Annotated in this window: 27 protein-coding genes; 12 read left to right on the top strand and 15 right to left on the bottom strand. The window is 73.1% G+C overall.

Annotation, left to right across the window (positions count from 1 at the left end; all coding sequences use genetic code 11):
* Positions 1–63 precede the first annotated feature (63 nt).
* The 4 genes from ACGF3A_RS35765 to ACGF3A_RS35750 all read left to right on the top strand — a co-directional run bounded on the left by ACGF3A_RS35765 (position 64) and on the right by ACGF3A_RS35750 (position 2,556).
* Positions 64–141, top strand: a complete 78-nt coding sequence (locus tag ACGF3A_RS35765) for a putative leader peptide (RefSeq protein ID WP_393734678.1) — start codon at positions 64–66, stop codon at positions 139–141.
* A gap of 252 nt (positions 142–393) precedes the next feature.
* Positions 394–951, top strand: a complete 558-nt coding sequence (gene ssuE / locus ACGF3A_RS35760; protein ID WP_393734632.1) for an NADPH-dependent FMN reductase — start codon at positions 394–396, stop codon at positions 949–951.
* 61 nt (positions 952–1,012) lie between these two features.
* Complete coding sequence (locus ACGF3A_RS35755; protein ID WP_393734631.1) at positions 1,013–2,215, top strand: LLM class flavin-dependent oxidoreductase; 1,203 nt, start codon at positions 1,013–1,015, stop codon at positions 2,213–2,215.
* Positions 2,212–2,556 carry a hypothetical protein gene (locus ACGF3A_RS35750; protein ID WP_393734630.1) on the top strand — a complete coding sequence of 115 codons (345 nt, stop codon included), beginning with the start codon at positions 2,212–2,214 and terminating at the stop codon, positions 2,554–2,556. The genes ACGF3A_RS35755 and ACGF3A_RS35750 overlap by 4 nt, the downstream gene beginning before the upstream one ends.
* Here ACGF3A_RS35750 and ACGF3A_RS35745 read toward each other — a convergent pair.
* The 9 genes from ACGF3A_RS35745 to ACGF3A_RS35705 form a co-directional block, all read right to left on the bottom strand.
* Positions 2,522–3,418, bottom strand: coding sequence for an LLM class flavin-dependent oxidoreductase (locus ACGF3A_RS35745; RefSeq protein ID WP_393734629.1), 897 nt, complete (start codon positions 3,416–3,418; stop codon positions 2,522–2,524). The genes ACGF3A_RS35750 and ACGF3A_RS35745 overlap by 35 nt on opposite strands.
* A 23-nt stretch (positions 3,419–3,441) precedes the next feature.
* Positions 3,442–4,386 (bottom strand): alpha/beta hydrolase family protein, encoded by a 945-nt coding sequence (locus ACGF3A_RS35740; protein ID WP_393734628.1) that lies wholly within the window; start codon positions 4,384–4,386, stop codon positions 3,442–3,444.
* A gap of 88 nt (positions 4,387–4,474) precedes the next feature.
* On the bottom strand, positions 4,475–6,202 hold the full coding sequence (locus tag ACGF3A_RS35735) for a sugar-binding protein (protein WP_393734627.1): 1,728 nt from the start codon (positions 6,200–6,202) through the stop codon (positions 4,475–4,477).
* A 27-nt stretch (positions 6,203–6,229) separates the two neighbouring features.
* On the bottom strand, positions 6,230–7,195 hold the full coding sequence (locus ACGF3A_RS35730; RefSeq protein ID WP_393734626.1) for a TIGR03557 family F420-dependent LLM class oxidoreductase: 966 nt from the start codon (positions 7,193–7,195) through the stop codon (positions 6,230–6,232).
* Positions 7,196–7,340: 145 nt separating this feature from the next.
* Positions 7,341–8,411 (bottom strand): amidohydrolase family protein, encoded by a 1,071-nt coding sequence (locus ACGF3A_RS35725; RefSeq protein ID WP_393734625.1) that lies wholly within the window; start codon positions 8,409–8,411, stop codon positions 7,341–7,343.
* Positions 8,408–9,211: an ABC transporter permease gene (locus ACGF3A_RS35720; protein WP_393734624.1), complete on the bottom strand. Its 804-nt coding sequence runs from the start codon at positions 9,209–9,211 to the stop codon at positions 8,408–8,410. Before ACGF3A_RS35720 ends, ACGF3A_RS35725 begins: the two co-directional genes overlap by 4 nt.
* The gene (locus ACGF3A_RS35715) at positions 9,208–10,011 is read right to left on the bottom strand and encodes an ABC transporter ATP-binding protein (RefSeq protein WP_393734623.1); all 804 of its coding nucleotides are present in this window, start codon (positions 10,009–10,011) and stop codon (positions 9,208–9,210) included. Before ACGF3A_RS35715 ends, ACGF3A_RS35720 begins: the two co-directional genes overlap by 4 nt.
* Positions 10,008–10,898, bottom strand: coding sequence for an ABC transporter permease (locus ACGF3A_RS35710; RefSeq protein WP_393734622.1), 891 nt, complete (start codon positions 10,896–10,898; stop codon positions 10,008–10,010). Before ACGF3A_RS35710 ends, ACGF3A_RS35715 begins: the two co-directional genes overlap by 4 nt.
* Complete coding sequence (locus ACGF3A_RS35705) at positions 10,895–11,869, bottom strand: ABC transporter substrate-binding protein (RefSeq protein ID WP_393734621.1); 975 nt, start codon at positions 11,867–11,869, stop codon at positions 10,895–10,897. Before ACGF3A_RS35705 ends, ACGF3A_RS35710 begins: the two co-directional genes overlap by 4 nt.
* Positions 11,870–12,289: 420 nt before the next feature.
* On the opposite strand from ACGF3A_RS35705, the gene ACGF3A_RS35700 reads away from it, so the two are divergent.
* Both ACGF3A_RS35700 and ACGF3A_RS35695 read left to right on the top strand, forming a co-directional pair.
* Positions 12,290–13,399 (top strand): LacI family DNA-binding transcriptional regulator, encoded by a 1,110-nt coding sequence (locus ACGF3A_RS35700; RefSeq protein ID WP_393734620.1) that lies wholly within the window; start codon positions 12,290–12,292, stop codon positions 13,397–13,399.
* A gap of 130 nt (positions 13,400–13,529) precedes the next feature.
* Entirely contained in the window at positions 13,530–14,483 is a 954-nt protein-coding gene (locus ACGF3A_RS35695) for a hypothetical protein (protein WP_393734619.1), read from the top strand.
* On the opposite strand, the gene ACGF3A_RS35690 is transcribed toward ACGF3A_RS35695, so the two are convergent.
* The 5 genes from ACGF3A_RS35690 to ACGF3A_RS35670 all read right to left on the bottom strand — a co-directional run bounded on the left by ACGF3A_RS35690 (position 14,471) and on the right by ACGF3A_RS35670 (position 18,791).
* Positions 14,471–15,247 carry an ABC transporter permease subunit gene (locus ACGF3A_RS35690; RefSeq protein ID WP_393734618.1) on the bottom strand — a complete coding sequence of 259 codons (777 nt, stop codon included), beginning with the start codon at positions 15,245–15,247 and terminating at the stop codon, positions 14,471–14,473. The two genes, ACGF3A_RS35695 and ACGF3A_RS35690, sit on opposite strands and share 13 nt — an antisense overlap.
* On the bottom strand, positions 15,244–16,173 hold the full coding sequence (locus ACGF3A_RS35685) for an ABC transporter ATP-binding protein (protein WP_393734617.1): 930 nt from the start codon (positions 16,171–16,173) through the stop codon (positions 15,244–15,246). Before ACGF3A_RS35685 ends, ACGF3A_RS35690 begins: the two co-directional genes overlap by 4 nt.
* A 240-nt stretch (positions 16,174–16,413) precedes the next feature.
* The gene (locus tag ACGF3A_RS35680; protein ID WP_393734616.1) at positions 16,414–17,796 is read right to left on the bottom strand and encodes a DUF2716 domain-containing protein; all 1,383 of its coding nucleotides are present in this window, start codon (positions 17,794–17,796) and stop codon (positions 16,414–16,416) included.
* Positions 17,797–17,807: 11 nt separating this feature from the next.
* The gene (locus ACGF3A_RS35675) at positions 17,808–18,128 is read right to left on the bottom strand and encodes a hypothetical protein (protein WP_393734615.1); all 321 of its coding nucleotides are present in this window, start codon (positions 18,126–18,128) and stop codon (positions 17,808–17,810) included.
* 228 nt (positions 18,129–18,356) lie between these two features.
* Positions 18,357–18,791 carry a hypothetical protein gene (locus tag ACGF3A_RS35670; RefSeq protein ID WP_393734614.1) on the bottom strand — a complete coding sequence of 145 codons (435 nt, stop codon included), beginning with the start codon at positions 18,789–18,791 and terminating at the stop codon, positions 18,357–18,359.
* A 101-nt stretch (positions 18,792–18,892) separates the two neighbouring features.
* On the opposite strand from ACGF3A_RS35670, the gene ACGF3A_RS35665 reads away from it, so the two are divergent.
* The gene (locus ACGF3A_RS35665) at positions 18,893–19,534 is read left to right on the top strand and encodes a hypothetical protein (RefSeq protein ID WP_393734613.1); all 642 of its coding nucleotides are present in this window, start codon (positions 18,893–18,895) and stop codon (positions 19,532–19,534) included.
* 36 nt (positions 19,535–19,570) lie between these two features.
* On the opposite strand, the gene ACGF3A_RS35660 is transcribed toward ACGF3A_RS35665, so the two are convergent.
* Entirely contained in the window at positions 19,571–20,317 is a 747-nt protein-coding gene (locus ACGF3A_RS35660; RefSeq protein ID WP_393734612.1) for an IclR family transcriptional regulator, read from the bottom strand.
* Positions 20,318–20,460: 143 nt separating this feature from the next.
* Between ACGF3A_RS35660 and ACGF3A_RS35655 the strand changes: the two genes are divergently transcribed.
* From ACGF3A_RS35655 to ACGF3A_RS35635, 5 genes are read left to right on the top strand one after another with little or no spacing between them, the layout of a single operon-like run.
* Positions 20,461–21,705, top strand: coding sequence for an amidohydrolase/deacetylase family metallohydrolase (locus ACGF3A_RS35655; protein ID WP_393734611.1), 1,245 nt, complete (start codon positions 20,461–20,463; stop codon positions 21,703–21,705).
* A 10-nt stretch (positions 21,706–21,715) separates the two neighbouring features.
* Positions 21,716–22,558 carry an SFCGS family glycine-rich protein gene (locus ACGF3A_RS35650; protein ID WP_393734610.1) on the top strand — a complete coding sequence of 281 codons (843 nt, stop codon included), beginning with the start codon at positions 21,716–21,718 and terminating at the stop codon, positions 22,556–22,558.
* Entirely contained in the window at positions 22,555–22,890 is a 336-nt protein-coding gene (locus tag ACGF3A_RS35645) for a DUF4312 family protein (protein ID WP_393734609.1), read from the top strand. The genes ACGF3A_RS35650 and ACGF3A_RS35645 overlap by 4 nt, the downstream gene beginning before the upstream one ends.
* A 7-nt stretch (positions 22,891–22,897) precedes the next feature.
* A complete protein-coding gene (locus ACGF3A_RS35640; RefSeq protein ID WP_393734608.1) occupies positions 22,898–23,689 on the top strand; it encodes a DUF4311 domain-containing protein in 792 nt (263 codons plus the stop codon).
* A gap of 15 nt (positions 23,690–23,704) precedes the next feature.
* Positions 23,705–24,430 carry a DUF4310 family protein gene (locus ACGF3A_RS35635; RefSeq protein WP_393734607.1) on the top strand — a complete coding sequence of 242 codons (726 nt, stop codon included), beginning with the start codon at positions 23,705–23,707 and terminating at the stop codon, positions 24,428–24,430.
* Positions 24,431–24,479 lie beyond the last annotated feature (49 nt).

Raw genomic sequence — 24,479 nt, 5'->3', positions numbered from 1 at the left:
GGGATGTGGAATCACCTCAGGCGTTCTTGACCGGCTGTACAGGCCACTGGTTGGATCGGCGGCATGAAGCGACTGGACCTCACGCGGCGACGCCACGTCGACCTCGCGCGTGTCTCCAGCACCTGTTGTCGCTGCCGCTGACGCCCCGCAGCCGACGCCGGCCTCACTTTCTCCTCAACGCCCCGCGCACCGCGCCGCGTTGACGCCCGGTGACCAAGCCGCTCGCCGCTCGCCTCTCTCCGCCGCATTCCGTGTTCCGTGTTCCGGCCATTGGCTGTGAATTCCGGGATCCCCTCCGTGCGTACGCCGCCCGGCCCTGACGCGGCGTGCCCACATGCACGGCCTCGCCGCCTCGCAAGCCCGTCCCCCCCCCGCCGTACGAAAGGTCCCCGCATGGCCCTCGTCCTGTCCGTCTCCGGAAGTCCCTCCGCGACCTCCCGTACCGCGCGGCTGCTGCGGCACCTCGACAAACGTTTCGCGTCCCAGGGGCACGAGGTCGTGCCGCTGGACGTCCGTACGCTGCCCGCCGAGGCCCTGCTCGGCGCCGACGTCCGGCACCCGGCGATCGCCGAGGCCACCGAGCTCTTCGCGCGCGCCGACGGCGTGGTGATCGGCACGCCCGTCTACAAGGCGGCCTACTCCGGGCTGCTCAAGTCGCTGCTGGACCTGCTCCCGCAGTACGCGCTGACCGGCAAGACCGTCCTCCCGCTGGCCACCGGCGGCACCACGGCGCACGTCCTCGCCATCGACTACGCACTGCGCCCCGTCCTCAGCTCGATGGGCGCCGGGCACATCGTCCAGGGCTGGTTCACGCTCGACACCGACCTCACCGTGGGCGAGGACGGCGGGCTGAGTGTCGCGCCGGGCGCCGCCGAGGCGCTGACGCAGGTCACCGACCAGTTCTCCACCGCGCTCGGCGGCCGTACGACGGTGCTGGCGGCCACCGGATGAGCGACGCCGCACCGTCCCCGACCTCCCGGTCCCACGTTTCCCGCACGAAAGGCATACGCCCGTGAGCCTCACCTTCCACTGGTTCCTGCCCACCAACGGCGACAGCCGCCACGTCGTCGGCGGCGGCCACGGCACCCCGGCCACCGCCTCGGCCCTGCACCGGCCGCCGAGCGTCGCCTACCTCTCGCAGATCGCCGCCGCGGCCGAGGACCTCGGCTTCACCGGCGCCCTCACGCCGACCGGCGCCTGGTGCGAGGACGCCTGGCTGACCACGGCCATGGTCAGCCAGCGCACCGAACGGCTGAAGTTCCTCGTCGCCTTCCGCCCCGGCTCCGTCTCGCCCACCCTCGCCGCGCAGATGGCCGCCACCTTCCAGAACCGGACCGGCGGACGCCTGCTGATCAACGTCGTCACTGGCGGCGAGAGCCACGAGCAGCGCGCATACGGCGACTTCCTCGACAAGGACGCGCGCTACGCCCGTACGGACGAGTTCCTGGGCGTCGTACGGCGGCTGTGGGACGGCGAGAGCGTGAGCCTGGACGGGAAGCACGTACGGGTCGAGGAGGCGCAGCTCGCACGGGTGCCGGAGCCGCGCCCCGAGATCTACTTCGGGGGCTCCTCGCCCGCGGCGGGCGGCGTCGCCGCGCGCCACTCGGACGTCTACCTCACCTGGGGCGAACCGCCCGCCGCCGTCGCCGAGAAGATCGCCTGGATCCGGACGCTGGCCGAGGAGCAGGAGGGGCGCCGGGTCCGCTTCGGCATACGTTTGCACGTCATCACCCGCGACACCGCCGAGCAGGCGTGGGCCGAGGCACGGCGGCTGCTGGACGGCTTCGACCCCGAGACCGTGCGCGCCGTCCAGAACGGCCTGGCCCGCAGCGAGTCCGAGGGCCAGAAGCGGATGCTGGCCCTGCACGGCGGCGACCGCGACGGCCTGGAGATCCACCCCAACCTGTGGGCCGGGATCGGGCTGGTGCGCGGCGGCGCCGGGACGGCCCTGGTCGGCAGCCACGACGAGGTCGCGGACCGGATCGCGGAGTACCACGCGCTGGGCATCGACGAGTTCGTGCTCTCCGGCTACCCGCACCTGGAGGAGGCGTACTGGTTCGGCGAGGGCGTGCTGCCGAGACTCCAGGCGCGCGGCCTGTGGCGCCACCCGTTCCGTGACGAGGCCACCGGCGGGCACACGTTTGCCCAGGCCGCGCAGGCCACCCAGGCCGCCCAGGTGCCCTTCGCCGCCGCGGGGGCGGGGAGCGCGCGATGACCCATGTGGTCGCCGACGGCGCCGAGGCCCTCGCGGTCGCCGACGAGCTGGAGCGCTGGATGGAGGAGGCCGACATCGACGGCTTCCACCTCGCCCATGCCACCCGCCACCCGCCACCACGCCGGGAACGTTTGCCGACTTCGTCGACCTGGTCGATGGCATGTACAGTCAACGCTGTGAGCAGCAACGACGACGCCAGTGGCGGCACCGGAGGCGGCAGCGGGAAGCTGCTGCCCTTCACTCTTTTCGCGGCGCTCCTCAGCGCGGTCTCCTCGCTCGTGAAGATCGCCTGGCACCGCCTCAGCATCAGGAGATCGCGGAAGGCCGTCGAGCGCGGCTGACCGGTTCAGCGCGGCTGACCAGTTCGTCGGCGACCCACCGTGCGACGCCCTCCGGGTACGGCGCGGGCAGCCCCAGGACGACGTGCCCGAAACCGGCGGCAACCGCTTCGCCGATCGCCTCCCGGGTGTCCTCGGGGCGCTCGTAGGAGACGGGCAGATGGATCGAGCGGGTGATCGAGGCCGGATCGCGGCCGGTCTCCGCGCAGTACCGGTCCAGCAGGGCGCTCCTGGCGATCGCGTCCGCGAGGTCCCCGCCGGGGATGTTCCAGATGTCCGCGTGCTCCGCGACGACGCGCAGCACCGCCGAGGAACGTCCGCCGATCAGGACCGGCGGGCCGGGGCGCTGGACCGGCTTGGGGTTGCAGAACGCGCCGGTGAGCCGCACGCGCTCGCCCTCGAAGTCGAACGGCTCTTCCTCCGTCCACAGCCGCCGGATCACCGCGCACGACTCCGCGAGGTCGCTCACCGACCGCGCGAAGCCGTGGTACGGCAGGCCGTGCGCCTCGTACTCGCGCCGGGCCAGCGGGTGGTCGGGGCGTGAGCCCGCGCCGATGCCGAAGTCGAGCCGCCCGTCGGCGACGACGTCGACGGTCGCGGCGATCCTGGCCAGCACCGCGGGCGGCCGGAAACGGTTGCTCGTCACGAGCAGGCCGAGGCGGAGCCGCCTGGTCTGCGCCGCGAGCGCCGCGAGCAGCGTCCAGCCCTCGTGCGCCGGTCCGTCCGGGTCGCCGCCGATCGGCATGAGGTGGTCGAACAGCCATGCGTGCTCGATCTCGGGGACGGTGTCCGCCTCCCGCCAGACCCGCAGGATGTCGCGGTAGCCGACCTGCATGGGCGGGGTCATGATGCCGAAGCTCGGCATGGTCGTTCTCTCCTTCCCGACGGTCACTTGGACGCGGTACGGCCCAAGGGGGCGGCGGCCCGGGCGAGTCCGTCCTCGGCCTCGGACCACGAGGTGTCCGCGGGGTACAGCGCGCTGCGGAGGAACGCCCAGGTCAGCCGCCGTACCAGGGCGACGCGTTCCGGGCTCTCGTCCGTCGTCTCGGTGACCGTGTATCCAGGGATCCCGCCGAGCGAGTGCTCGGCGCCGAACAGGGTGAGCAGGCTCTTGGCGCCGGGCGCGAGGGTGTAGGCGTCCGTGAACCACTCGGGGCCCCGGTGCGTCAGCGGGGAGTCGTCCTTGTCCCCGGCGACCACCAGCGACGGCGTGGTCATGCCCGTGAAGTCCGGGTGCATGAAGGGGAGGTTCTCGGCGGCGAACGGCGTCAGGTCGGCGCCGCCCGTACCGGGTGCGGCGAGGAGCACACCGGCCTTGATCCGCGGATCGGACCTGTCCTCGCCCGGGGCGCCGTCGGCGTCGAGGACCCGCGCGCCCAGCAGCATGCTGACCGTCTGGGCGCCCCAGGAGTGCCCCGCCGCCGCGACGCGGCCGTGGTCGAGCCGCCCGGCGAGGCCGGGAACGGCCGCCTCCAGGTCGTCCAGGTGGTCGAGCACCCGCGTCAGGTCCTCGGCCCTGATGCGCCAGATCGCGGGGTAGCGGGCGTCCTCCGGGGAGACGGCCAGTGTCCGGGAGTCGAGGTGGGTCGGCTGGACGACCGCGAAGCCGTGCACGGTCCAGAAGTCGACCAGCGGGGCGTAGCCGTCCATCGACTCGCCGAAGCCGTGGGAGAAGACGACGGCGGGCAGCGCGTCGCCGGTCACCGGCGCCGAGACGCGGACCCGCAGATCCTCGCCGCGGCCGGGCGCGGGCAGCACCACGGGGCGTACGGATATGACGGGGGCGGGATTGGGGGTAGGAGTGGGGGCGGGGGCGGGAGTGGAATCGGGCATGGGGTCTCCTCGACGGGCACGACGGACGGTACGGTAGCCGGAACGTTGTTCCGCTTACGCTCAGAAATATACGGAACGCTGTTCCGCTTTACAAGGCGTCCGCGAGCCGTACGCGGCCCCACGCGTACGGGTCGGCCTGCGCGCTGCCGAACGCCGACCAGGCGAGCCGTACCTGCCCCGTCCGGTCCCGGGTGTCGGAGTCGTACAGCAGGAAGTTGGCCCGTACGCGGTCCGGGTCGACGGGGGCCGGGAGCACCCGGAGCGGGATCCGTACCTCGACCGTGTAGCCCCGGTACGGGGCGCTCACGCGGGAGGCCACCCGTACGCCGGGCGCCGTCGTACGGGCCGGGCCCTGCCGGTGGTCGGCGTCGCGCGCGGCGCACGGCGGTCCGGAACCGTGGGGGCTGTCCGAGGTGAAGGGCAGCACGGCCAGCTTCAGCGTCGTCGCGGTGTCGTCGGCCGTGCCGCGCGGGTCGAGCGCGATCTCCACCGCGTCGGTCCGCCAGTGCCGCGCGCAGTCCGAACGGGCCAGCGCCGCACCGCGTTTGTCGTCGGTGACGTCGAAGAGCACGTGCAGCGCACCTGCGTACCGCACCGCGCGCACCGTGCCCGCGCAGTCCCGCGCCGCGCGGCAGCGGCCGCTGCCCTGCCAGTGGCCCAGCCGAATGCGCGGCGCCCCCGCGTACTCGCCCTCGCCCGCGCGGCCGTCCGTCCCCGGCTCGCGCGCGGCCCGGGGGAGTACGGCCGAGGGCGGCGCGGGATAGCGCGGCTGGGCTCCGTTCGCCAGCCAGGGCATGCCCTGGCGTGCCGCCCAGTCCCGGAACTCCCGGTAGAGAGGGCGTAGTCCGCGCTGCGGGCGCACGGTTGCGCGTACCGGCGCGCCGTCCCGCGCCAGCACCGTGAACCACTCGCACGGCAGCCGCTCGCGCGGCGTCCGCACCACGGGATCGAGTGCGCCGAAGCCCTGGGTGCGGTACGCGCGGGCCGCGTCGCGCTCGACCTGCGCCCAGGTCGTACGCCCGCCGTCCGGGCTCCGGCGTGCCCACGTGCCCGTCCACACGCCGGTCACCGGCAGTCCGCTGCGCGGGTCCCGCCGTTCGCCCCGCTCGCCCCGCACGCCGGGATCCGCGCACCGGGGGCCCACAGGCCCCTCGTACAGCCAGTGCTGGGCGAGGAGTGTGCGCGGGCGCCAGGGGTCGAGGCCGCCCTCCGCCGTGAGCTGCTCGGGGAACGCGCGCGGATCGCCCGCCAGCCGGAACGCTTCGACGGCCAGCCGCGCCGCCTCCTGGTGCGCCCCGTGGTTGTCGAACGGGCGCGGTTCCATCGTCACCACCGTCTCGGGCCGCGTGGCCCGGACGAGGCGGACGGCGCGGGAGAGGGCGTCGTCGTGGTTCCACAGCCGGGCCACCAGCGGCGCGGAGAGCGTGTACCAGGAGTCGGGCTTGCCGAAGTAGTGGACGCGCCCGATCCCGGCGCGCGCGACCGCCGCGCGCTCCTCGCGCTCCCGGACGAGCCCCAGCGCCCGGCCCTCCTGGGGGCCCACGGCGTTGCCCCCGCCCTCGCCGCGCGTGACCGTCGCGACGGCGGTCCGCAGCCCGTCGCGCTGCCGCCACTGCCCGAACGTCGCCAGCGACTGGTACTCGTCGTCGGGATGAGCGCCGAGGAACAGCACGTCGGTGTCGGCGTCGGCGGCGGTGTCGGCTGCGGTGTCGGCGTCGACGTCAGCAACGGTGTCGGCGACCCCGGCGGACAGCACGGCGGCGCACGCCAGCGCGACGGCGGAGAAGGGGCGGAGGCGGCGGCGAAGTCGGGGCACGGGGCGTCGTCAGTTCCGGCTCAGAGCTCAGAGCGCGGTCAACTCGCGCATCGGGCCGTCGAGTTCGCCCGCGTAGAAGTCGAGGAAGCCGTCCGGGTCGGGGCCCGCGTTCATCAGGACGAGACGGTCGTACCCCGCCTCCGCGAAGCCGCGCGCGTGCGCGACGTACGCCTCGGGGTCCGGGCCGCAGGCGAACCGCGCGCGGATGTCCTCCTCGCGCACCGTCGCCGTCGCGGCGGCGAAGTTGACCGGGTTGGGCAGCTCGCTCATGACCTTCCAGCCGGTCAGGGCCCACGGGAAGTACTCCAGCGCCGTACGCGCCGCCGTCTCCTCGTCCGGCGCCCACGCCACCGGGACCTCCGCGTACCGTGGCCCCGCGCCGCCCGCCTCGCGGTAGTGGCGGACGATCTCCGGCTCGTCCTCCGTTGTGAAGAGCGAGTCGCCCAGCTCGGCGGCGATCCGCGCCGAGGGCCCGCCGCTCGCCGCGACGGAGATCAGCGGCGCCTCGTCGGGCAGGTCGAAGACGCGGGCGTCCTCCAGCCGCAGATACCTGCCGTCGTACGAGCGGTAGCCGCCGCGCCACAGCAGCCGGATGATCTCCAGCGCCTCCCGCAGCATCGCGTGCCGCTCGTGGACGGCCGGGAAACCGCGCCCGACCACATGCTCGTTGAGGCGCTCGCCCGAGCCGACGCCCAGCACGAAGCGGCCGTCCGAGACCAGCGCGAGGGTCGCCGCGGCCTGCGCGATGACCGCCGGGTGGTAGCGGACGGTCGGGCAGGTCACGCCCGTCACCAACCCGATCCGGTCTGTCCTGGCGGCGATGGCCCCGAACAGCGTCCAGGTGAACGGCGAGTGCCCCTGCTTGTCGAGCCAGGGGTGGAAGTGGTCGCTCATCTCCACGAAGTCGAACCCGGCCGCCTCCGCCTTCCGCGCCTGCCGGATCAGCTCGTTCGGTCCGTACTGCTCGGTGGCCAGCTTGTAGCCGATCTGCACGTGCTCTCCTCCTGCGTCCGTCGCGCACCGGTGTCCCGTCCGCCCCGCGGGGCACCCTGGCAGCCGGGTGCCCCGCCACCGGGCAGACAGGCCGCCCGCCCCTCCGCCACCGCCTGGACGGGTGACGGAAGGGCCGGGTCAGCGGCTACGCGGGGGACGGGTCGGGCAGGCGCATCAGGCGGTGGATGTTGCCGTGGTAGATCCGCGCGCGGTCGGCGTCCGTGAGGCCGAGGCCGTCGAGGACGCGGATCGTCTCGCGGACGTACGCCGGGCCGCCCTCCGGGTCGAACGGGCAGTCCGTGCCGAACAGCACGCGCTCGGCGCCGAAGAAGTCCAGGCCGCAGCGGGTGCCGAGGGACGAGCCCGAGAGCGCGGTGTCGGCGTGGAAGCGGCGGAAGTACTCCAGCGGCGGATGCGGGAGCGGCGCGTCGCGCAGCCGCTCGTAGTCCTCGCCCGAGGTACGGCTGCCGAGCTGCGGCCCCCAGCCCAGCCCGATCCGGCCCTCCAGGTACGGGATCATGGCGCCCATGTGATGGGTGATGATCTTGATGCCGGGATACCGTTCGAGCAGCCCGGAGAAGACCAGCCGGGCCATCGCGACGCTCGTCTCGTACGGCCAGCCCAGCGCCCACCAGATCTCGTAGCGCGAGCGGTCCTCCGTCGCGTAGTCGGCGAAGGAGGCGCCGCGCGCCGGGTGCATCCAGACGGGCAGGTCCCGGCGCCACATCTCCGCGAACACGCCCTCGAACGCCGGGTCGTCCAGCGGCTTCCCGCCCACGTTCGTGAAGACCTGCACGCCGCGCGCGCCGAGGTCGTCGACGGCGAAGGCGAGTTCGGCGAGGGCCGCGTCCGGGTTGTTCATCGGCAGGGACGCGACGAACGCCGGGAACCTGTCCGGGTGCCGGTCGCACAGCTCGCGCATCGACTCGTTGGCCAGCCGCGCCAGCGCCGGTGAGTCGGCGGGCCCCGCGAGGAGTTCCGGGGGAGGGGAGGAGAGCGTGAGCACCTGCTGATAGCCGTCGCCGAAGTCGTCCATCATCCGCAGCCGCGCGTCCAGGTCGTGCAGCGCGTCCAGCTCCAGCCAGCGCTTGAGCGCGCCCGCGTCGACGACCAGCTCGCGCATCCGTGCGAAGTAGCGCGCGGGCAGGATGTGGCTGTACGCGTCGACCTTCAGCCCGTCCGTCGTGCCGGTGGCGGTTCCGTTCGTGGTGTTCATCGGTCTCCGTTCCCCCTCGATGTCTTCGGAACCCAGCGGGTGATCCTGCGGTCGACTGCCTGGACGAGCGCGAGCGCGGCGAGCGCGACGGCGATCACGACGAGCAGCACGGCCAGCACGCTCGCCCCGTCGAACCGTCCGCCCGCCTCGGTGACGAGATGGCCCAGGCCGACCACGGCGATGAACATCTCGCCGTTGATCATTCCGGTGACCGCGCGGCCGACGCCGAGCCGGACCCCGGCCATGATCAGTGGGGCTGCCGCGGGCAGCACCACCCGCAGCAGCACCTGCCGTTCGCCCGCCCCGTACGAACGCGCCATCTCCACCAGGTGCGGCGGTACGGAACGGATCGCGGAGGCCGTGTTGATGACGACCACGAACACCGCGTACATCACGATCACCGCCACGATCGCGGCCCGCCCCGCGCCGAACAGCGAGAAGAACACCGGCGCGAACACCAGTGACGGGGCGGTCAGCAGCGCCGAGACGTAGACCCCGAGCGCCGCCTCGACCTTGCGCCAGCGGCCCATGGCGGTGCCGACGGCGAGCCCGGCGACGAGCGAGATGACCAGGCCCAGCAGCAGATTGACCAGGCTGTCGCGGAGACTGCCGAAGATCAGCCCCTCCCTCGTCATGGTGACGAGCCGGTCCAACACCGTGCTCAGCGGCGGGAAGAACGCCACGTCCGCCGTCCGCCCGACCACCTCCCACCCGGCGGCGGCCAGCGCGAGGCTCACGGGCGTGGCGGGGACGCGGCGGAGGACGGGGCGCAAGGAGAGGGTGCCGTGCGCCGTACTCATACGGACACCTCCGCGCCGTCCGCCGGGCGGTGCTCCGTGTGCATGGCGCGGAGCCGGTCCCACAGATACGCGGTGATCTCCGCGTACTCGCCCGAGCGGCCGAGGCCGCCCACGTCCCGGGAGCGCGGGCGCGGCAGGTTCACCGGCACGATCTCGGCGACCCGTCCCGGGCGGGCGCTCATCAGCACCACCCGGTCCCCGAGCAGCACCGCCTCCTCCATGCTGTGCGTGATGAACACGACGGTCAGCCGGTGCTCCTCCCACAGGGCCAGCAGCTCTTCCTGGAGGAGCCGCCGCGTCTGCTCGTCCACCGCGCCGAACGGCTCGTCCATCAGCAGCACCCGCGGCCGTACGGCCAGCGCGCGCGCCAGGCCCACGCGCTGCTGCATGCCGCCGGAGAGCTCGCCCGGCAGCTTCCCCTCGAAGCCCGCCAGGCCCACCGTGGCGATCAGCGCCCGGGCCCTCTCCTCGCGCTCGGCGCGGCCGACGCCGCGCATCCGCAGGCCGAACGCGACGTTGTCCAGCACGGTCGCCCACGGCAGCAGCGCGAAGTTCTGGAAGACCACGCTGCGTTCGGGGCCGGGGCCGCGCACCGGGGCGCCGTCCACGAGGATCTCGCCCTCGTCCCAGGGCACCAGCCCGGCGACGGACTTCAGGAGGGTCGTCTTGCCGCAGCCGCTGGGCCCGAGCACCGTCAGGAACTCGTTCTCCCCCACCTCCAGCCCCACGTCCCGCAGCGCCTCGACGGTCGAACCGTCCTGTCCGGTGAAGCTCTTGCTCACTCCGCGCAGGGTGATCACTTGGGGCTCCTCGCCGTGTGCGTACGGGCTTGGTCCGTCGTACGGGCTTGGTCCGTCGTACGGGCCCAGCGCGTCAGCCGGTTCTCGGCCAGCCGCGCCAGGGAGATCAGCAGCAGCGCCTCCGCCAGCACGATCGCGATCGTGCCGTAGAGTGGCGGCGCCTTGAGCAGTCCGCGGTAGGTGAGGATGAGGCCGCCCAGCCCGTCGGAGACCATGAGCAGCTCGACGAGGACCATGCCGGTGACCGCGCGGCCGAGGCCGAGCCGTACACCCGTCATGACCGCGGGCAGGGCGCCGGGCAGCAGGATCCGCGTCCAGACGCGCCGCTCGGAGGCGCCGAACGACCGTGCCATCTCGATCAGCGACGGATCCACCTGCCGCACGCCCGCACGGCTGTTCACGATCACCATCATCACGGAGAAGAGCGCCACGAGCGCCACCCGCGAGGCCAGACCGACCCCCGCCCACATCACCAGCAGCGGAATGATCGCGGCCATCGGCGTGACCAGCAGGATGTTGAGGTGGACGTCCGTGTACCGCTCCAGCGTCCGGAACCGGCCCAGCAGGATCCCCGCCGGGATGCCGACGCCGAGCGCGATGCCGAAGCCCAGGACGAGAGCCTGGTTGCTCACGAACAGGGCCCGCCACAGCTCCCCGTCGCCGAGCAGGACGACCGTGGCCCGTACGGTCTCGCCGAAGCCGGGCAGCAGCAGACCGCCCCGCGCGCGGGCGTAGAGCTCCCACGCGGCGGCGAAGAGCGCGAAGGTGAGCAGCTGGTACGGGAAGCTCGCGTCGCGCAGCGGGCGGCGCAGCCGGCGGCGGAGCGGGCGGCGGAGCGGGCGCGTACGTGGCGAACGGGTTCCGGGGGACGTGGACACCGAGGTCATGACGCCCCCTTGGCCGCGTTGGACGCCGCGCGGATGAAGCTGAGATCGGCCGCGTCCTTCGCGCGTACGCCCTGGCCGATCACCCCGGCGCGGGCGAAGAAATCGATGGTTCCCTGGACGTTGCGCGGGGTGAGCGCGGCGGCGTCGAAGAGACGCGCGTCGCGGTACCGCTCGGCCACGCGCGCCACGTCGCCCTCGTCCTCCTCCGGGAGGTGCGTGCGCGCCAGTTCGACCAGCCGCTGCGGGCGGGCGTTGATCCTGGCGTGCTCGCGGACGAGCGCGGTCACGAACTCCTGTGCCACGCCCCGGTGGTCGCCGAGGAAGTCCGCGTTCGCGTACACGGTCTGCGGGTGCAGGTCCGGCAGCGTCTTCGCGAAGTCGGCGACCTTGGTGAGGCGCGCGGCGCCGGGCGCCCGGGACGACTCCAGGGCGACCGCGTCGGAGACCTCCAGCGGCGTCGCGTCGATCTCGCCCGAGACGAGGGCCTGGGCGCGGACGTCGGAGCCGCCGATCGTCAGGTAGTCGGGATGCTCGCCCCCGTCGCAGGAGGCGCGCACCCAGTCCTTGGCGATGGCCGTGGCGACCGCGCCCTCGCTGAAGATGCCGAACGGGCGTCCGCCCAGCTCGTCGCAGGACGAGACGCCCTTCCTGCCGTAGAGGGCCCACTGGTTACCGACGACATCGGCGATGATCTTGATGGGCGCGCCCTGCTCGACGGCGCTGAGCGCCGGGCCCGTGGCCTCGGCCGAGATCGCGTAGTCCCCCTGGGCCAGGCCCTCGATGGCGAGCTCCGGCTCGGCCAGCTCCACGATCTTCACGTCGTGGCCCCGGCGGCGGAGCGCGTCGGCGGCGGCGAGGACCGGCACGGTCGTGAGGTCCGGCTCGATGACCGCCACCGTGAACGCGAGCTTCCCGTCCGCCCGCTTCTCGGTGCCCGCGCCGCCCCCGCAGGCGGCGGCCGCGGCGGTCACGGCGCATAACGCTGCCGCGACCACGATCCGTTTCGTACGAGCCCACGCCGTGCGGGCGTTCCCGGGGCTGTGACCGGAATTGGGACTGGAACTGGGACTGGAACTGGGACTGGGCCTGGCCCTGGTCCGGGTGTGCATGGCTTCCCCCTTCACGCTGCTCCGGTTTCCCGAGGTCACCGGTTAGGCAAACGTATGCCTTCCCGGGATGCTAGCCATCCCGAAGGCGGAACCGTCAAGTGCTCAATGCAGGTAGGGGCGGGGTGTGTTGGGTGCACGGATTGCGAAAGTCCCTGCGTATGTGCCATCTTGGGCGACGCGAAAGGCAAACGTTTTCCGTCGGGTCGGGTCGGGTCGGGTCCGGGTCGATCTGGTCTGGACCGATCTGGTCTGGTCTTCGGTCTCATGTCGTGGAGGGTGACCGTGAGTTCACTGGTGGAAGTCGCCCGCGCGGCCGGGGTGGCCGTGTCCACCGCGTCCCGTGTGCTCAGCGGATCCGACCACCCGATCTCGGCGCGGACCCGCGCCAGGGTGATCGCGGCCGCCGAGAAGCTGGACTATTCGCCGAGCGCCGTGGCCCGTGCCATGGTCTCGCCCCACAGCCGCCTCGTCGGCGTCCTGGTCAGCGACATCGACAACCCGTACTTCTCCGTGATCGCCCGTGGCGTGGACGACGTGGCCTCACGCGCCGGTTACGTCACCATGCTCTCCAACGTCGACCGCCGCACCGGCACCGAGATAGAGCGCCTCCAGGCGATGCGCGACTACCGCGCCGCCGGTGTCGTCTTCGCGGGCAGCGGCTACGTCGACGACTCGCGCACGCCCGACCTGGTCGACGCGGTCCGCCGCGCCCGCGAACAGGGCGTCCACGCCGTCTCGCTCGCCGTCCGCGACCTCGGCTGCCCCTCCGTCGTGGTCGACAACCGGGCCGTCGCCCACCAGATCGCCGACCACCTCGTCTCCCTCGGCCACCGCCGCATCGCTTTTATCGAGGGCCCGACGGGGATGACCGTCACCCGCCACCGCCGCGAGGGCTTCCTCGCCCGGATGCGCGAGGCCGGGCTGGAGGACTCCGCGCAGTGCCTCCCCGGCGGCTTCGACTACGAGGCCGGGCGCGCCGCCACCCTCCGTCTCCTCGCCCGCCCCCCGCTCCCCGACGCCCTCATCGGCGCCAACGACGAGGTCGCCGTCGGCGCCCTCAGCGCCCTGCGCCAGGCCCGCGTCGACGTGCCGGGCGAGGTCTCCGTCGCCGGCATGGACGACCTGCGACTCGCCGAGTTCGTCGGCCTGACGACGGTGAGCCTCCCGCTCTACGAGATGGGCTCCCTCGCCGCCCGCCACATCATCGACGCGTCGTCGCGCCCAGCACCTCGTGCCGCCGCCACCGCCGCCACGGGCGCTGGCGGTCCGGACGGCTCCGACAGCCCCGACGCCGACGCTGATGCCGGGAGCGAGCGCACCGCGACGACGGTTCTCAGCCACCGCCTCACCGTCAGGGAGACAACGGCCCGCCGCACCGGGGCAGGAGCCTGACGTGGCCGCCACGGGGCCGGGGGCGTCGGGGACGCCCGAGCCCGGGGGCGCGCCAGGGCTCCGTCCCGGTGCGCCGGGGTGGACGGGGTGGCCGGGGGTGCTGAAGTCGTCCGAACTGTCGGAGAGTTCGGTGGCTGCGAAGCTGCCGGTGGCTCCGGGGGACCTGGAGTCGCCCGGTACGGCGCAGCTGTCGGAGGCCTGGGAGGGCTCGGTGGGCGCGGTGGCCGCGAAGCTACCGGTGACCCCGGAGGGTCCGGCGGCCCCCGAGTCGCCAGTGGTGCCGGATGATCCGGAGTCGCCTGGCACGGCGCAGTTGTCGGAGGTCTGGGAGGACTCGGTGGGTTCGGTGGTCGCGAAGGTGCCGGTGGCTCCGGGGGACTTGGAGTCGCCCGGTACGGCGCAGCTGTCGGAGCCCTGGGAGGACTCGGAGGGCGCGGTGGTCGCGACGCTGCCGGTGGCCCCGGTGGCCCCGGTGGCCCCGGTGGCCCCGGAGTCGCCCGGCATGGCGCAGACGTCCGAGCCCCGGAAGGGCTCGGAGAGCTCGGTGGCCCTGAAGCTGCCAAAGGCCCCAAAGGCCCCAAAGGCCCCAGAGGCCCCAGAGGTTCTAGGAGTCCCTGAGGCCCCAGAGGCGCTGGAAGACCCGGAGTTCTCGGACATGCTGCAGCCGGCGGAGCCCTCGGCGTTGCCGGAGGCGCCGGGTGATCCGGAGTCCTTGGGGGCTCCGCAGGGTCCCGATCCTGTTGGCTGGGGCGACGTGCGGTCCGTCGTGGTGGGGCCCGTTCCGTCGGCGGGCGGTGACGGCACCCCTGTCACCGTCATCCGCGAGTCCGCCGAACTTGGGGAACTGGCCGTGCTGTTGGAGGTCGATCTCGACGCGCCCGCCTTCCTCTGCATGTGCTGGGGTGACCTTCGCTTCGTCCTGCGCGGTGCCTCGGAACGGGTCCTCGACGTGCTCACCCTGCACTTCGGTAGCGGCCTGGACCGGGCCGCGTGGGGCGGCCAGTACCCGCTGCCGCGCGCCGAGGAGCTGACGCGCTGGCTGGCCGCGCGCGGAGTGTGCGGCCTGAGTGGTCAGGCGTCCTGACGGGTCAGTCTCAGGTACCCGCCGACGAGGGCCGCGCCCGTCCACGCCAGCAGGATCGCCAGCGCGCCCCAGGGGCCGTAGGCATGGGCGAACTGCGGGTCGTCGCCCGGACCGGTCAGGCGTATCAGCTCCATCCCGGCCTGGTCCGGAAGGAATTGGAGGACCGTCTTGAGCTTCGGCACATTGCCCAGGCCCTGCGAGCCGAGGAACAGCAGGGGGAGCAGGATGCCCAGTGCGAGCGCGGAGCTGCGCAGCGCGGTCGCGACACCCAGGGCGAACACGCATATCAGCGTCAAGTAGACACACGCGCCCACGAGTCCGGGCAGCACCCCGTCCGCGCCCGCCGTCGTCCCGTACGGCCCGAGTGCCTTCTGCGTCGCTGCGAACGTGACCGCCACCGTGACGACCGCGACCGGGAAAGCCGTCAGCACGCAGACCAGCACCTTGCCGCCGAAGAAGGCCCCACGCCGGGGAACGGCCGCCAGCGAAGCCCGTATCGTCCCCGACCCGTACTCGGAGCCGATCAGGAGCACCCCGAACGCCACCAGGGCGAGCTGCCCCAGCATCAGGCTGATCAGCCCGGCGAACACCGGGTCGAAGTTCTGCACGCGGTCGATGTGGGAACGGAAGTTGAGCGCGATCAGTGTGCCGAGACCGGAGCTCAGGGCGAAGGCCAGGCCGAGCGACCAGAGACTCGACCGCACGCTCCTGATCTTGAGCCACTCGGCACCCACGACGGCCCGCGCGAAGCCCACCCCGCTCATCGTCCTCCTCTCCGCATGCTGTCCCCGCCGCTCCGGAACTCCACGGCCTCCCCGGTGAGCCGCATGAACGCCTCCTCCAGCGAGCCCGTGCGCCGCGTCACCTCGTGCACGGTCAGGCCGTGCGCCGCGACGAGTTCACCGATCCGCTCCGGGCCGGTGTCCGCCGCCTCCAGCGTCCCGTCGTCCCCCACTCCCGTCCGTATCCCCGCTCCGGCGAGCACGGCGCGCAGCCGCTCCGGCTCCGGCGTACGCACATGGACGCGCGGGCGTGCGTGGCGGTCGAGGAACTCGGCCGTGCCGGAGTCCGCGAGCAGCCGGCCCCGCCCGATGACGACCAGGTGGTCCACGGTCTGCGCCGCCTCGCTCATCAGATGGCTGGAGACCAGGACCGTCCGCCCCTCGGCCGCCAGCTCCCGCATCAGTCGGCGGATCCACAGGATGCCCTCCGGATCCAGCCCGTTGACCGGCTCGTCGAGCAGGAGCACGGCGGGGTCGCCGAGCAGCGCGGCGGCGATCCCCAGCCGCTGGGACATGCCCAGCGAGAACGTTCCCGCCCGCCGGTCCGCCACGGACGTCAGACCGGTCCGCTCCACGACCTCGTCCACCCTGCGCTCCGCTATCCGGTTGCTCCGGGCCAGCCAGCGCAGATGGGCGCGGGCCGTCCGGCCGCCGTGCACCGCACCGGCGTCCAGCAGGGCGCCCACGGTGCGCAGCGGGTCGCGCAGCCGTCGGTAGGGCTTGCCGCAGACGCGGACGTGGCCGCCCGACGGCCGGTCCAGGTCCAGCATCATGCGCATCGTGGTGGACTTGCCCGCCCCGTTCGGCCCCAGGAAGCCGGTCACGCGTCCGGGCCGCACGTGGAAGGAGAGCGCGTCGACGGCCGTGGCCGACCCGAAGCGCTTGGTCAGTTCGCAGACTTCGATCACACCGCGACTCTCCCGCGCCACAGGGGTCCCGCACATCGCCCCAGAGTCAGAGCCCTCCGCCTCGGCCCGCAGGGGGAGGGGACCGCGCGAACGGCCCCCGCCTCAGCCCCTGGGATGACAGCCCCGCGGACGATGTCCGGCCCCCGCACCCCGGGATACGGTCACTTGCGTGTGCCGCTCACGTCCATGACCCACACGCTCATGGCCCACACGCCACCCACACGCCCAGCACCCACACGCTCATGGCCTGTACGCATGTGACTCATACGCCCGCGACTCGTACGTCCACACATTCCCTACGTTGCGCCCGCCGCGGCGCATCACCGTGCCGAGTGCTTCGGTGAGCGCGGTCTCCGTTCCTGCCAGGAGCGCGGGGCCGAAGACGCAGAGCGATTCCTCCCAGGGGTGCCAGAACGTGCCCATCCGCAGATCGGAGGTGAGCAGCAGAAGATAGTCGTCGTCGCCGCAGAAGGACCGCGGCCACCCGGGACGTCCCGTTCCGCCCACACGCGCCGGGTCGAAGCGGTAGCCCTGGTGCCACCAGGAGAGCGCGTAGAGCTGTTCGCCGGGAGGCGTCACGGCGCGTGCGGCGCGCTCGACGATCTCCTGGACGGTTCGTCGTACGCGCTCGGACTGTTCGCTCCGGTCGGGCGTGCCGACGTGCCAGGTGACCGAGTGCGGTGGCTCCTCGACGGCGGGGCAGGAGTCGCGCCCGGGCCGGAACGCGAAGCGGTTCTCGAACTCCTCGCACAGCCCGTCGTGTTCGGGGTCCGAGAGCAGCATCGTCACCGGCCGCGTCGCGTGCGGCGGCGGGCCCGGGGGCCGCCACTCGTGATCGCGCACCGTGGACACCGCGTGGAACCCGCAGCCCAGCAGTGCGTCGAGGACTGGCCCAGGCGGTGCCTCGGCGGTGACGTAGCGTCGCTCGGGCGCCGGGCCGGGTCCTGTCCCGAGCGCCCACCGCGTCCGGGCCCAGCGCAGCCAGGGCGGCAGGAACTCCGGGTGCGGGCCGGTCATTCCGCGTACGGCCACGAACTCCGTGTGTCCCACGGGCTCCGCCCAGCCCGCGCCCACGAGCCGCGTCTCCGATTCCAGGAGCTGGACGTTCAGGCCCCAGCTCACCATGTCGCCGTGGTCCGCGAGGAGGGCGCCCAGCCCGCGCGCGTACGCGTCGGAACCCGACCCCTCCGTCAGCCGCTCCAACTCCCGGCGCCGGTGGTCGCTGTGGCCGAGGCGCCGTACCCGCAGGCCCTTCGCGGGTACGGCGCGCCCGGAACCCGTTGCGGTGGCGACGTCGTCGAGGCGGGCGACCAGCAGTGTGCGCTCCGGTCCGGCGGCCGTGAACCCGGCGTCGCGCAACGCCCGTTCCCACGGCGCCGGATCGTGCCCGTACACCCGCCAGGTGACGGGCTCGCGCCGCCCGGCGCACGCCTCCTGCAGACGGCCGACGAGCGCGTTCTCGTCGTCGGACGGCTGCGGGAGACGGCTCACGGTCGCGTGGGTGCAGTAGTGCGTGCGTACGAGCGGGCCGTCGCGCTCGATGACGGCGCCCACGGGCGGTCGTCGCGGCACATGGCCCCGCACCTGCGCGTCGTACGCGGCCAGCAGGGCGGCGTCTGCCATGGGGCCCTCTGTCAGTCCTCGTCCTCCAGGCCCCTGGCGAAGCGGCGTGCGGCCTCGTGGGCCGCGCGGCGGGCCTCGTGGCGGTCCCTGCGCTTCTCGGTCCTGACCATGTCCTGCCACTCCTTGACGCAGGAGCGTTTGTTGCAGCCCGAGCAGCAGATGCGGCTGAACAGCATCCACGACGGGTCGTCCCACTGGCAGCGCGTCCCCGTGGCCTCGCGCGTCGGGCGCGGGGGCAGATCACAGGGGCCGAAGCGGTGGTCGTGGACGGGCCGGGGGTCGTGGTCGCGGGAGCGGACCCACAGAGGCTTCGTGTTGTCCGTGCGGGACATCTCGTTCCTTCCGGAACCCGCCGCCCGTGATCCCGGACTCTCCGGGCGGGCGGCTAGATCCAGATCCGCATGGCCCACCTCCTTCCGCTCGGACTCAGCCGCCTCGACTGCCTCGGTTCTGTGTTCTGCACCGCGGGGACGCTCCACACCCCCCGTGCGGGGCGGCCCACGCGGTGCAAAACGTTGCAGGATATGGGTGGGCGCCCGGTACGCGCAAGGGGTTTCCGATCAGCTCCGGCGGTCGCGGCGGCGCAGGGTGAAGCCGCGGCGGCCCTCGGTGGCGCGTTCGGTGCTCGCGGCGATCTCCCGTACGCCCCTGTCCAGGCGCTCGAAGAAGTCCTCGCTCGTGGAGGCGAGCCGGGTGTGCGGGGGATGTGGGGGATGCGGTCCCGGTGCCTGTCCTGGGGCCTGTCCGGGTGCCTGGGCTGGTGCCTGGCCGTGCGGAGGGGGCTGCGTCTTGCCGGTGAAGGCGTCCGCCGCGTTCTCCAGTTCCGCGAAGACGGACTCGGCGGCGCGCGTGACCCTGTTCCCGTTCTCCGGACCGGCGGCCCTCTCCCCGGCCTCGTCGCCCTCCTCGCCCTGCGCGCGCAGGCGCTGCCGGAGCTCCTGACCGTAGGGCGAGTGCGGATCGGGGGCGTAGGGCCCGTGCGGAGGCGTGTTCAAGGTGGTCCTTTCCCCGGGCGGCGCGGGGCGCACCGTCCGTACGTCTGTACGTCTGCACCGTCCACCTTAAGAGGTCGCCCCCGACGGGGTTAGGGTGCCGTATGCCCAGGCCAGACCCCCGGAGGGGCTCCCGGAGCGCGCCCGGGGCCCTCGCGTGGGCCGGGGCGCTGGACGTACTGAGCCCGTTCCTCGCGGCCGTAGGGCCCCGGCGGCACGAGGACTGGACGGCAGACGTCCTCCCCGTCCTGGAGCGCCGGACGTCCGAGCCGCGCGGCTGGCGGACGGTGGATGTCCACGCCGTGGACCGTACGCCGAAGCACCGGTCCTTCCCGCTCCGGCCCCTGACCGTGGCGGACCTCGACCGGGACCTGGAGCTGGTCACGTACGAGGGCGCGACCCGGCTCCTGGTCCGGCAGGCCGTCGAGCTCGCGCACCGTCCCTGGGAGGCGCCGGGGTATGCGCCGGGGTACGGGACGGAGTACGGGACGCCGGGCCGTGCGGCAGCGGTCGTCGCGGCGGCGCGTACCGTGCTGGCCCGCTTCGGACCCGAAGCGGAGTACGCCACCAACGCGATGGACCTGAGCGAGCCCGGCGAACCGGAACCCGGTCCCGGCGATCTCGGCGGCGGTCTGGCCGTCTCCGGCTTCGCGCTTCCGGAGGCCCACGAGTACGTCATGGACCTCGGCGTGATCGTCGCCTCCCCGGCCGAGGTCGGCGTCTTCTGGGGCTATTTCATCGACTGACCGGCCCGCAGGGTCCGGGCCCTGGCCCGGCCCAGGTCACAGCCGTCGTGAGACCTCCTCCGCCGCCTGGCGGACCGCCGGGGCGAACTCGTGGAGCTGGTCCTCGGTGACGAGGAAGGTGAGGGAGGAGACGGAGACCGCGCCCATGGGGTAGCCGTCGCCGTCGAGGACCGGCGCGGCGAGGGAGCAGACGGCCTCGTCGGCCTCCTCGTACTCCGTCGCGTAGCCCTCCTTGCGGACCGTGTTCAGCTCGCCGCGCAGTCTGCGGCGGTCCGTGACCGTGCGCGGCGTACGGGCCGGGAGCCCGGCGCTGTCGAGGAGCGCGGCGCACTCCTTCTCCGGGAGGTGGGCGAGGAGGACCTTGCCCGCCGCGCTCGCGTGGAGGGGGAGGGGCATGCCGACCTCGGTGGCGATGCGGTACGCGTGACCGGGGTCGACCTTGTGGGTGTAGGTCGCGTAGTCGCCGCTGAGGACGGCCAGGTGAACGGTCTGGCCGAGGCGCTGCTGAAGGGCGCGCAGCACGGCGTCGATGCCGACCGCGTCGTCGGCGAGCACCTGCGCGGCGAGGGTGCGCAGCTGGGGTCCGATGCCGTAGCGCCCCTCCCCGTCGGCGATCGCGTACCCCTCCGCGATCAGTGTGCTGAGGATCCGGTGGGTGCTGGCCTTGGGCACACCCGCCTGTTCGGCGACCTCTCCGAGGCGGCGCGGGGACTCCTGCCGGGCGACGGCGTGCAGCACGCGGAGCGTTTTAGCTGCAGAGTTCACCGACTTCTCGCGATCCATTGACCCTCCGTACGGCACGGGGTTAGCTTGCCACCAATCCGCTCTACGGAACGCCAATCTACTCTACGGAACGGTCGGCGTCGTACGGGCGGTGGTGCGCTCTCATCTCAGGCTCATCTCACGCCCCCGAAAGGCGACCGTCCATGGCTGTGCGCGACCCCGAGGCGAATCCGTCCCCGGAACGGCTTGATCTGGTGATCTCCGGCGGCCTGCTGACCGATCCGGCCGCCCCGGAGCGCGGCGAACCCGCCCCGGGCGACCTCGGCGTACGGGACGGACGCATCGCCCGCGTCACCGGGCCCGGCGGTCTCGCGGAAGCCGAGGGCTCCCAAGGGGCGGGCGGCGTACGGTCGTTCGACGCGACGGGACTCCTCGTCGCGCCGGGCCTCATCGACCTGCACACCCACGTCTACGACGGGCGCACCGGACTGGGCCTCGCGGCCGACGACGCCGGGATCCGGCAGGGCGTGCCGACCGTCGTGGACGCGGGGAGCTGCGGCAGCGACGACTGGGCGCACTTCGCCGCGCACGTCACGCCCCACGCCCGTACGCGGGTGCTGAACTGGCTCAACATCTCCCGCCACGGCCTCGTCCAGGGCACCCGCGAACTCGCGGACGGGCCCGCCGCACTCGACCCCGACGCCACCGCGCGCGTCCTCTCCCGGCACCGCGACACCGTGCGCGGCGTCAAGGTCCGGATGAGCGGCTCGGTCCTCGGCGGGAGCGGGCTGGCGCCGCTGCGCGCCGCCAAGGAGCTGACCGCGCGGCTCGGCGATGAGCTGGGGCGTCGCGTGCCCGTCATGGTGCACGTCGGCAACGAGCCGCCGCCCTTCGGCGACGTGCTCGAACTCCTCGGCGAGGGCGACGTGGTGACCCACGCCTTCCACGGCAAGCCCGGCGGGCTGTTCGCCGGAGGGACCCGACCGATCGCGCGGGCGCGGGACGCGCTCGACCGGGGCGTACGGCTCGACGTCGGCCACGGCAGCGCCAGCTTCTCCTTCCGTACGGCCGAACGCGCGCTCGACGCGGGCGTACGCCCGTACACCGCGAGCACCGATCTGCACCAGCGGAACGCCGACGGGCCCGTGCACTCGCTCGCCACCACCCTCACCAAGCTGCTCGCCCTCGGCATGCCGCTGAGCGAGGTGCTGGCCTGCGCCACGGACAGGGCGGCCGACGTGCTCGGGCTCCGGGGCGAGCTGGGGCTGGGCACGCTGCGCGTCGGCGCGCCCGCCGACCTGAGCCTGCTGGAGCTGCGCGAGGAGCCCGTCGAACTCACCGATGCCGAGGGCGAACGGCGCACGGCGGGGCGGGCGCTCGTCCCGCGCGCCGTCGTCCGCGCGGGCACGCCGCCCCTGCGCCTCCCCGACCAGAACCGTTCCGCGTGAAAGGCCGCGCATGAGCGACACCCCCACCGATACCCCCACCGACAGCCCTACCGATACACCCCTGATCGCACGGCTGGCCGACGCCGCCGGGCCGTTGAGCGGTGAGGACCGGGACGACCTGGCCGAACTGCTCGCGCTGACCGAGCGGTACGCCGCAGACGAGGGCCTGGCCCTCGACGACACCCGCCGGCTGGCCGTCGCCGTCCACGCCCTCGCCTTCGTACGGCGGGTGCGCGAGGGCGAGCGGCTCGACGAGCTGGCCCCCGAGCTGTACGCGGAGGTGCCGCCGGAGCGGTTCGCGCGCGTACGGGACCTGATCGAGCGCTACACCGCACCGCGTGGCTGGACCGCGCCCGGCACGGAAGTCCTGCTGCTCGCCCTGCACTTCGAGACGGCCCGGCAGGAGAGACCACCCCATGAGGACGAGCACGAGCACGAGGACGAGCACGAGGAAGAGGAGAGCGAGACCATGGCAGTGAAGATCGTGATCGGGCACCGTCTCGGCAAGGGCCAGGCGGTCGCCGACGGCATACGCGCGGCGGGCGCCGAGCCCGTGCTGATCCCCGGCCCCGGGGCCGACATGAAGGTCGGCGACGTGATGGCCGCCGAGGGCGCGGCGCTGGGCATCTCGTTCTGCGGGAGCGGCGGCGCGGGCGCGGTGACGGCGAAGGCGAAGTACGGGCACGAGATCGAGTTCGGCATGCGCTCGGCGCAGGCCGGGGTGACCGCCGTGGAACAGGGCCGCACCGTCCTCGGTTTCGGCTTCCTCGACAGCGAGGAGCTGGGCTTCAAGGTGGCCGAGGCCCTGCTGAAGAAGCTGGAAGGGCAGGGGCGGGGAGGCGAGTCGTCATGAAGCACGAGCGGCTCACCCTGCGGATCACCGGCTCGGGCCCCACCCGCGAGAAGGCGTTCGCCACCGCGATGCGCCAGGTCCAGCAGCGGGTCGGCAAGCAGGCCGACGGGACCTGCTACCGCGTCGAACCCGTCGACCTCGCCGTCGAGTCGGCCGTCGAGCACCGCTGGACGGAACGGTTCCTCGGGCTGCTCTTCCCGCGCGAACGCAGGCGGTTCGAGCTGACCCTGCGGATCGAGGTGGAGGTCGCCTCGATCGATCTGGCGGCCGTCGACTTCACCGTGCGCGAGGAGCGGCTGACACCGCTGCAGCACGCGCTGCACATGAGGTGAGACGCCGATGAACGAGACCCTCACCATCCTCCTGGAGTCCATCGTCATCGGCGCGCTGATCGGCTTCGGCGCCTCGGCGGGCGTGGCCCGGATGTTCCACGCGCCCAAGGTGCAGGGCATGGGCGCCTTCCGTACGCTCGGCGAGCTGAACGCCTGCGAGAACGACCCCGTCGCGCACTTCTCCTTCGGCCTCGGCTTCTTCTTCAACGCCTGGGCCAGCGCCGTCGGAACCGGCGCGCTGACCTCCGACGTGGACCACCGCATCGTCCCGCACTGGGCCGCCGCGCTCTCCATGGCGAAGAACCGGAACCTCGCCGAGACGCTGCACAACCCGCGCCGGATGGCCTTCTTCGGCGCCGGGGTCGGCGTCGTGCTGGTCTCCGTGCTCAACACCACGGCGGCGTCCATCCCGTCCTCGCTCCAGGAGGTCGCGGCCAAGGTCCTCGGGCCCGCGTCGGAGTGGCTGATCAACCCGGTGATGCCGATCGTCTTCTGGATGGCCGCCGTCGATGCCGGGCGCCGTACGGGTGGCTGGGGCACGGTGCTCGGCGGCCTCGCGCACGTGGTGATGGGCAACGCCGTGCCCGGCATCGTGCTCGGCATCGTCGTCGGCAAGGCCGTGGACGACCTGGGCTGGACGCGGATGACGCGGGTGCTGGCCGGAGCGGTGATCACGCTCTTCACCGCCAGCGCCTTCCTGCGCGGCGTCGACCTCACGCTGCTCCAGCAGATGAAGGTCCAGGTGCCCGACTGGCTGCAGCAGGTGCACGACTCCACCGGCACGAAACCCACGGACTGAGGACGGGACGGTTCCATGACGCACGCGACAGCGGACACTGGTTCGGACTCGGGCTCGGACCCGGACTCGGGCTCGGACTCGCACTCCAAGGTGCCGGGGGAGGGCAGCTTCTGGCTCTCCGAATGGGCGTTCCCCCTCTTCGTCGCCTCGCTCGCCGCGGGGATCTTCGCCGGTACGCACCTCTACTACGTCTACCGCACGGGCACGTTCAGCGACGTGGCCGTGACGGCGATGCTCAAGGCCGGGATGGACAGCGGGAGTTACGGCGCCGCCGCGGCCTTCGGCGCGGGCTTCCTCTTCGCCCGCGTCATCGAGGGGCCGATGGTCGGCATCCTCGACATCGGCGGCTCGCTCCAGACGGGCGTCGGCATCGGCGTCCCCGCGATGCTGCTGGCCGCCGGTATCACCGCGCCGCTGGAGCACTTCTGGCTCGCGGTGCCCACGGGCGCGGTCCTCGGAGCGCTGATCGGCTGCCTCATCCTCGCCATCCGCCGGGCCACCGTGAACTCGGCGGGCAACACCTCCACGTTCGGCGCCGACGTGATGATGGGCGCGGGCAACTCGGCGGGCCGCTACCTCGGGCCCCTCGTCATCATCGCCGCCGCCACCGCCTCGCTCCCCGTCGGGCTCGGCTCCACGCTCGGCGCGGCGCTCTTCTACAAGTGGCAGAAGCCGCTGACGGGCGGCGCGATCCTCGGCGCCATGCTCTTCGGCCTCTTCTTCCCGATCCCACACAAGTGAGGCCCACGACAGCGAGGTCCACGACAGCGAGGTCCACGACAGTGAAGTC

The organism is Streptomyces sp. NPDC048172, assembly GCF_043202595.1.
Lineage (GTDB): Bacteria > Actinomycetota > Actinomycetes > Streptomycetales > Streptomycetaceae > Streptomyces.
This window is presented reverse-complemented; position numbering and strand designations above follow the sequence as displayed.

Coding starts and splice junctions, on each gene's coding strand:
- ACGF3A_RS35750 (WP_393734630.1), top strand. CDS start 2,212: ATGACCCATGTGGTCGCCGACGGCGCCGAGGCCCTCGCGGTCGCCGAC.
- ACGF3A_RS35675 (WP_393734615.1), bottom strand. CDS start 18,128: ATGTCCCGCACGGACAACACGAAGCCTCTGTGGGTCCGCTCCCGCGAC.
- ACGF3A_RS35745 (WP_393734629.1), bottom strand. CDS start 3,418: ATGCCGAGCTTCGGCATCATGACCCCGCCCATGCAGGTCGGCTACCGC.
- ACGF3A_RS35680 (WP_393734616.1), bottom strand. CDS start 17,796: ATGGCAGACGCCGCCCTGCTGGCCGCGTACGACGCGCAGGTGCGGGGC.
- ACGF3A_RS35765 (WP_393734678.1), top strand. CDS start 64: ATGAAGCGACTGGACCTCACGCGGCGACGCCACGTCGACCTCGCGCGT.
- ACGF3A_RS35640 (WP_393734608.1), top strand. CDS start 22,898: ATGAACGAGACCCTCACCATCCTCCTGGAGTCCATCGTCATCGGCGCG.
- ACGF3A_RS35660 (WP_393734612.1), bottom strand. CDS start 20,317: ATGGATCGCGAGAAGTCGGTGAACTCTGCAGCTAAAACGCTCCGCGTG.
- ACGF3A_RS35650 (WP_393734610.1), top strand. CDS start 21,716: ATGAGCGACACCCCCACCGATACCCCCACCGACAGCCCTACCGATACA.
- ACGF3A_RS35725 (WP_393734625.1), bottom strand. CDS start 8,411: ATGAACACCACGAACGGAACCGCCACCGGCACGACGGACGGGCTGAAG.
- ACGF3A_RS35710 (WP_393734622.1), bottom strand. CDS start 10,898: ATGACCTCGGTGTCCACGTCCCCCGGAACCCGTTCGCCACGTACGCGC.
- ACGF3A_RS35635 (WP_393734607.1), top strand. CDS start 23,705: ATGACGCACGCGACAGCGGACACTGGTTCGGACTCGGGCTCGGACCCG.
- ACGF3A_RS35655 (WP_393734611.1), top strand. CDS start 20,461: ATGGCTGTGCGCGACCCCGAGGCGAATCCGTCCCCGGAACGGCTTGAT.
- ACGF3A_RS35665 (WP_393734613.1), top strand. CDS start 18,893: ATGCCCAGGCCAGACCCCCGGAGGGGCTCCCGGAGCGCGCCCGGGGCC.
- ACGF3A_RS35645 (WP_393734609.1), top strand. CDS start 22,555: ATGAAGCACGAGCGGCTCACCCTGCGGATCACCGGCTCGGGCCCCACC.
- ACGF3A_RS35740 (WP_393734628.1), bottom strand. CDS start 4,386: ATGCCCGATTCCACTCCCGCCCCCGCCCCCACTCCTACCCCCAATCCC.
- ACGF3A_RS35690 (WP_393734618.1), bottom strand. CDS start 15,247: ATGAGCGGGGTGGGCTTCGCGCGGGCCGTCGTGGGTGCCGAGTGGCTC.
- ACGF3A_RS35720 (WP_393734624.1), bottom strand. CDS start 9,211: ATGAGTACGGCGCACGGCACCCTCTCCTTGCGCCCCGTCCTCCGCCGC.
- ssuE (WP_393734632.1), top strand. CDS start 394: ATGGCCCTCGTCCTGTCCGTCTCCGGAAGTCCCTCCGCGACCTCCCGT.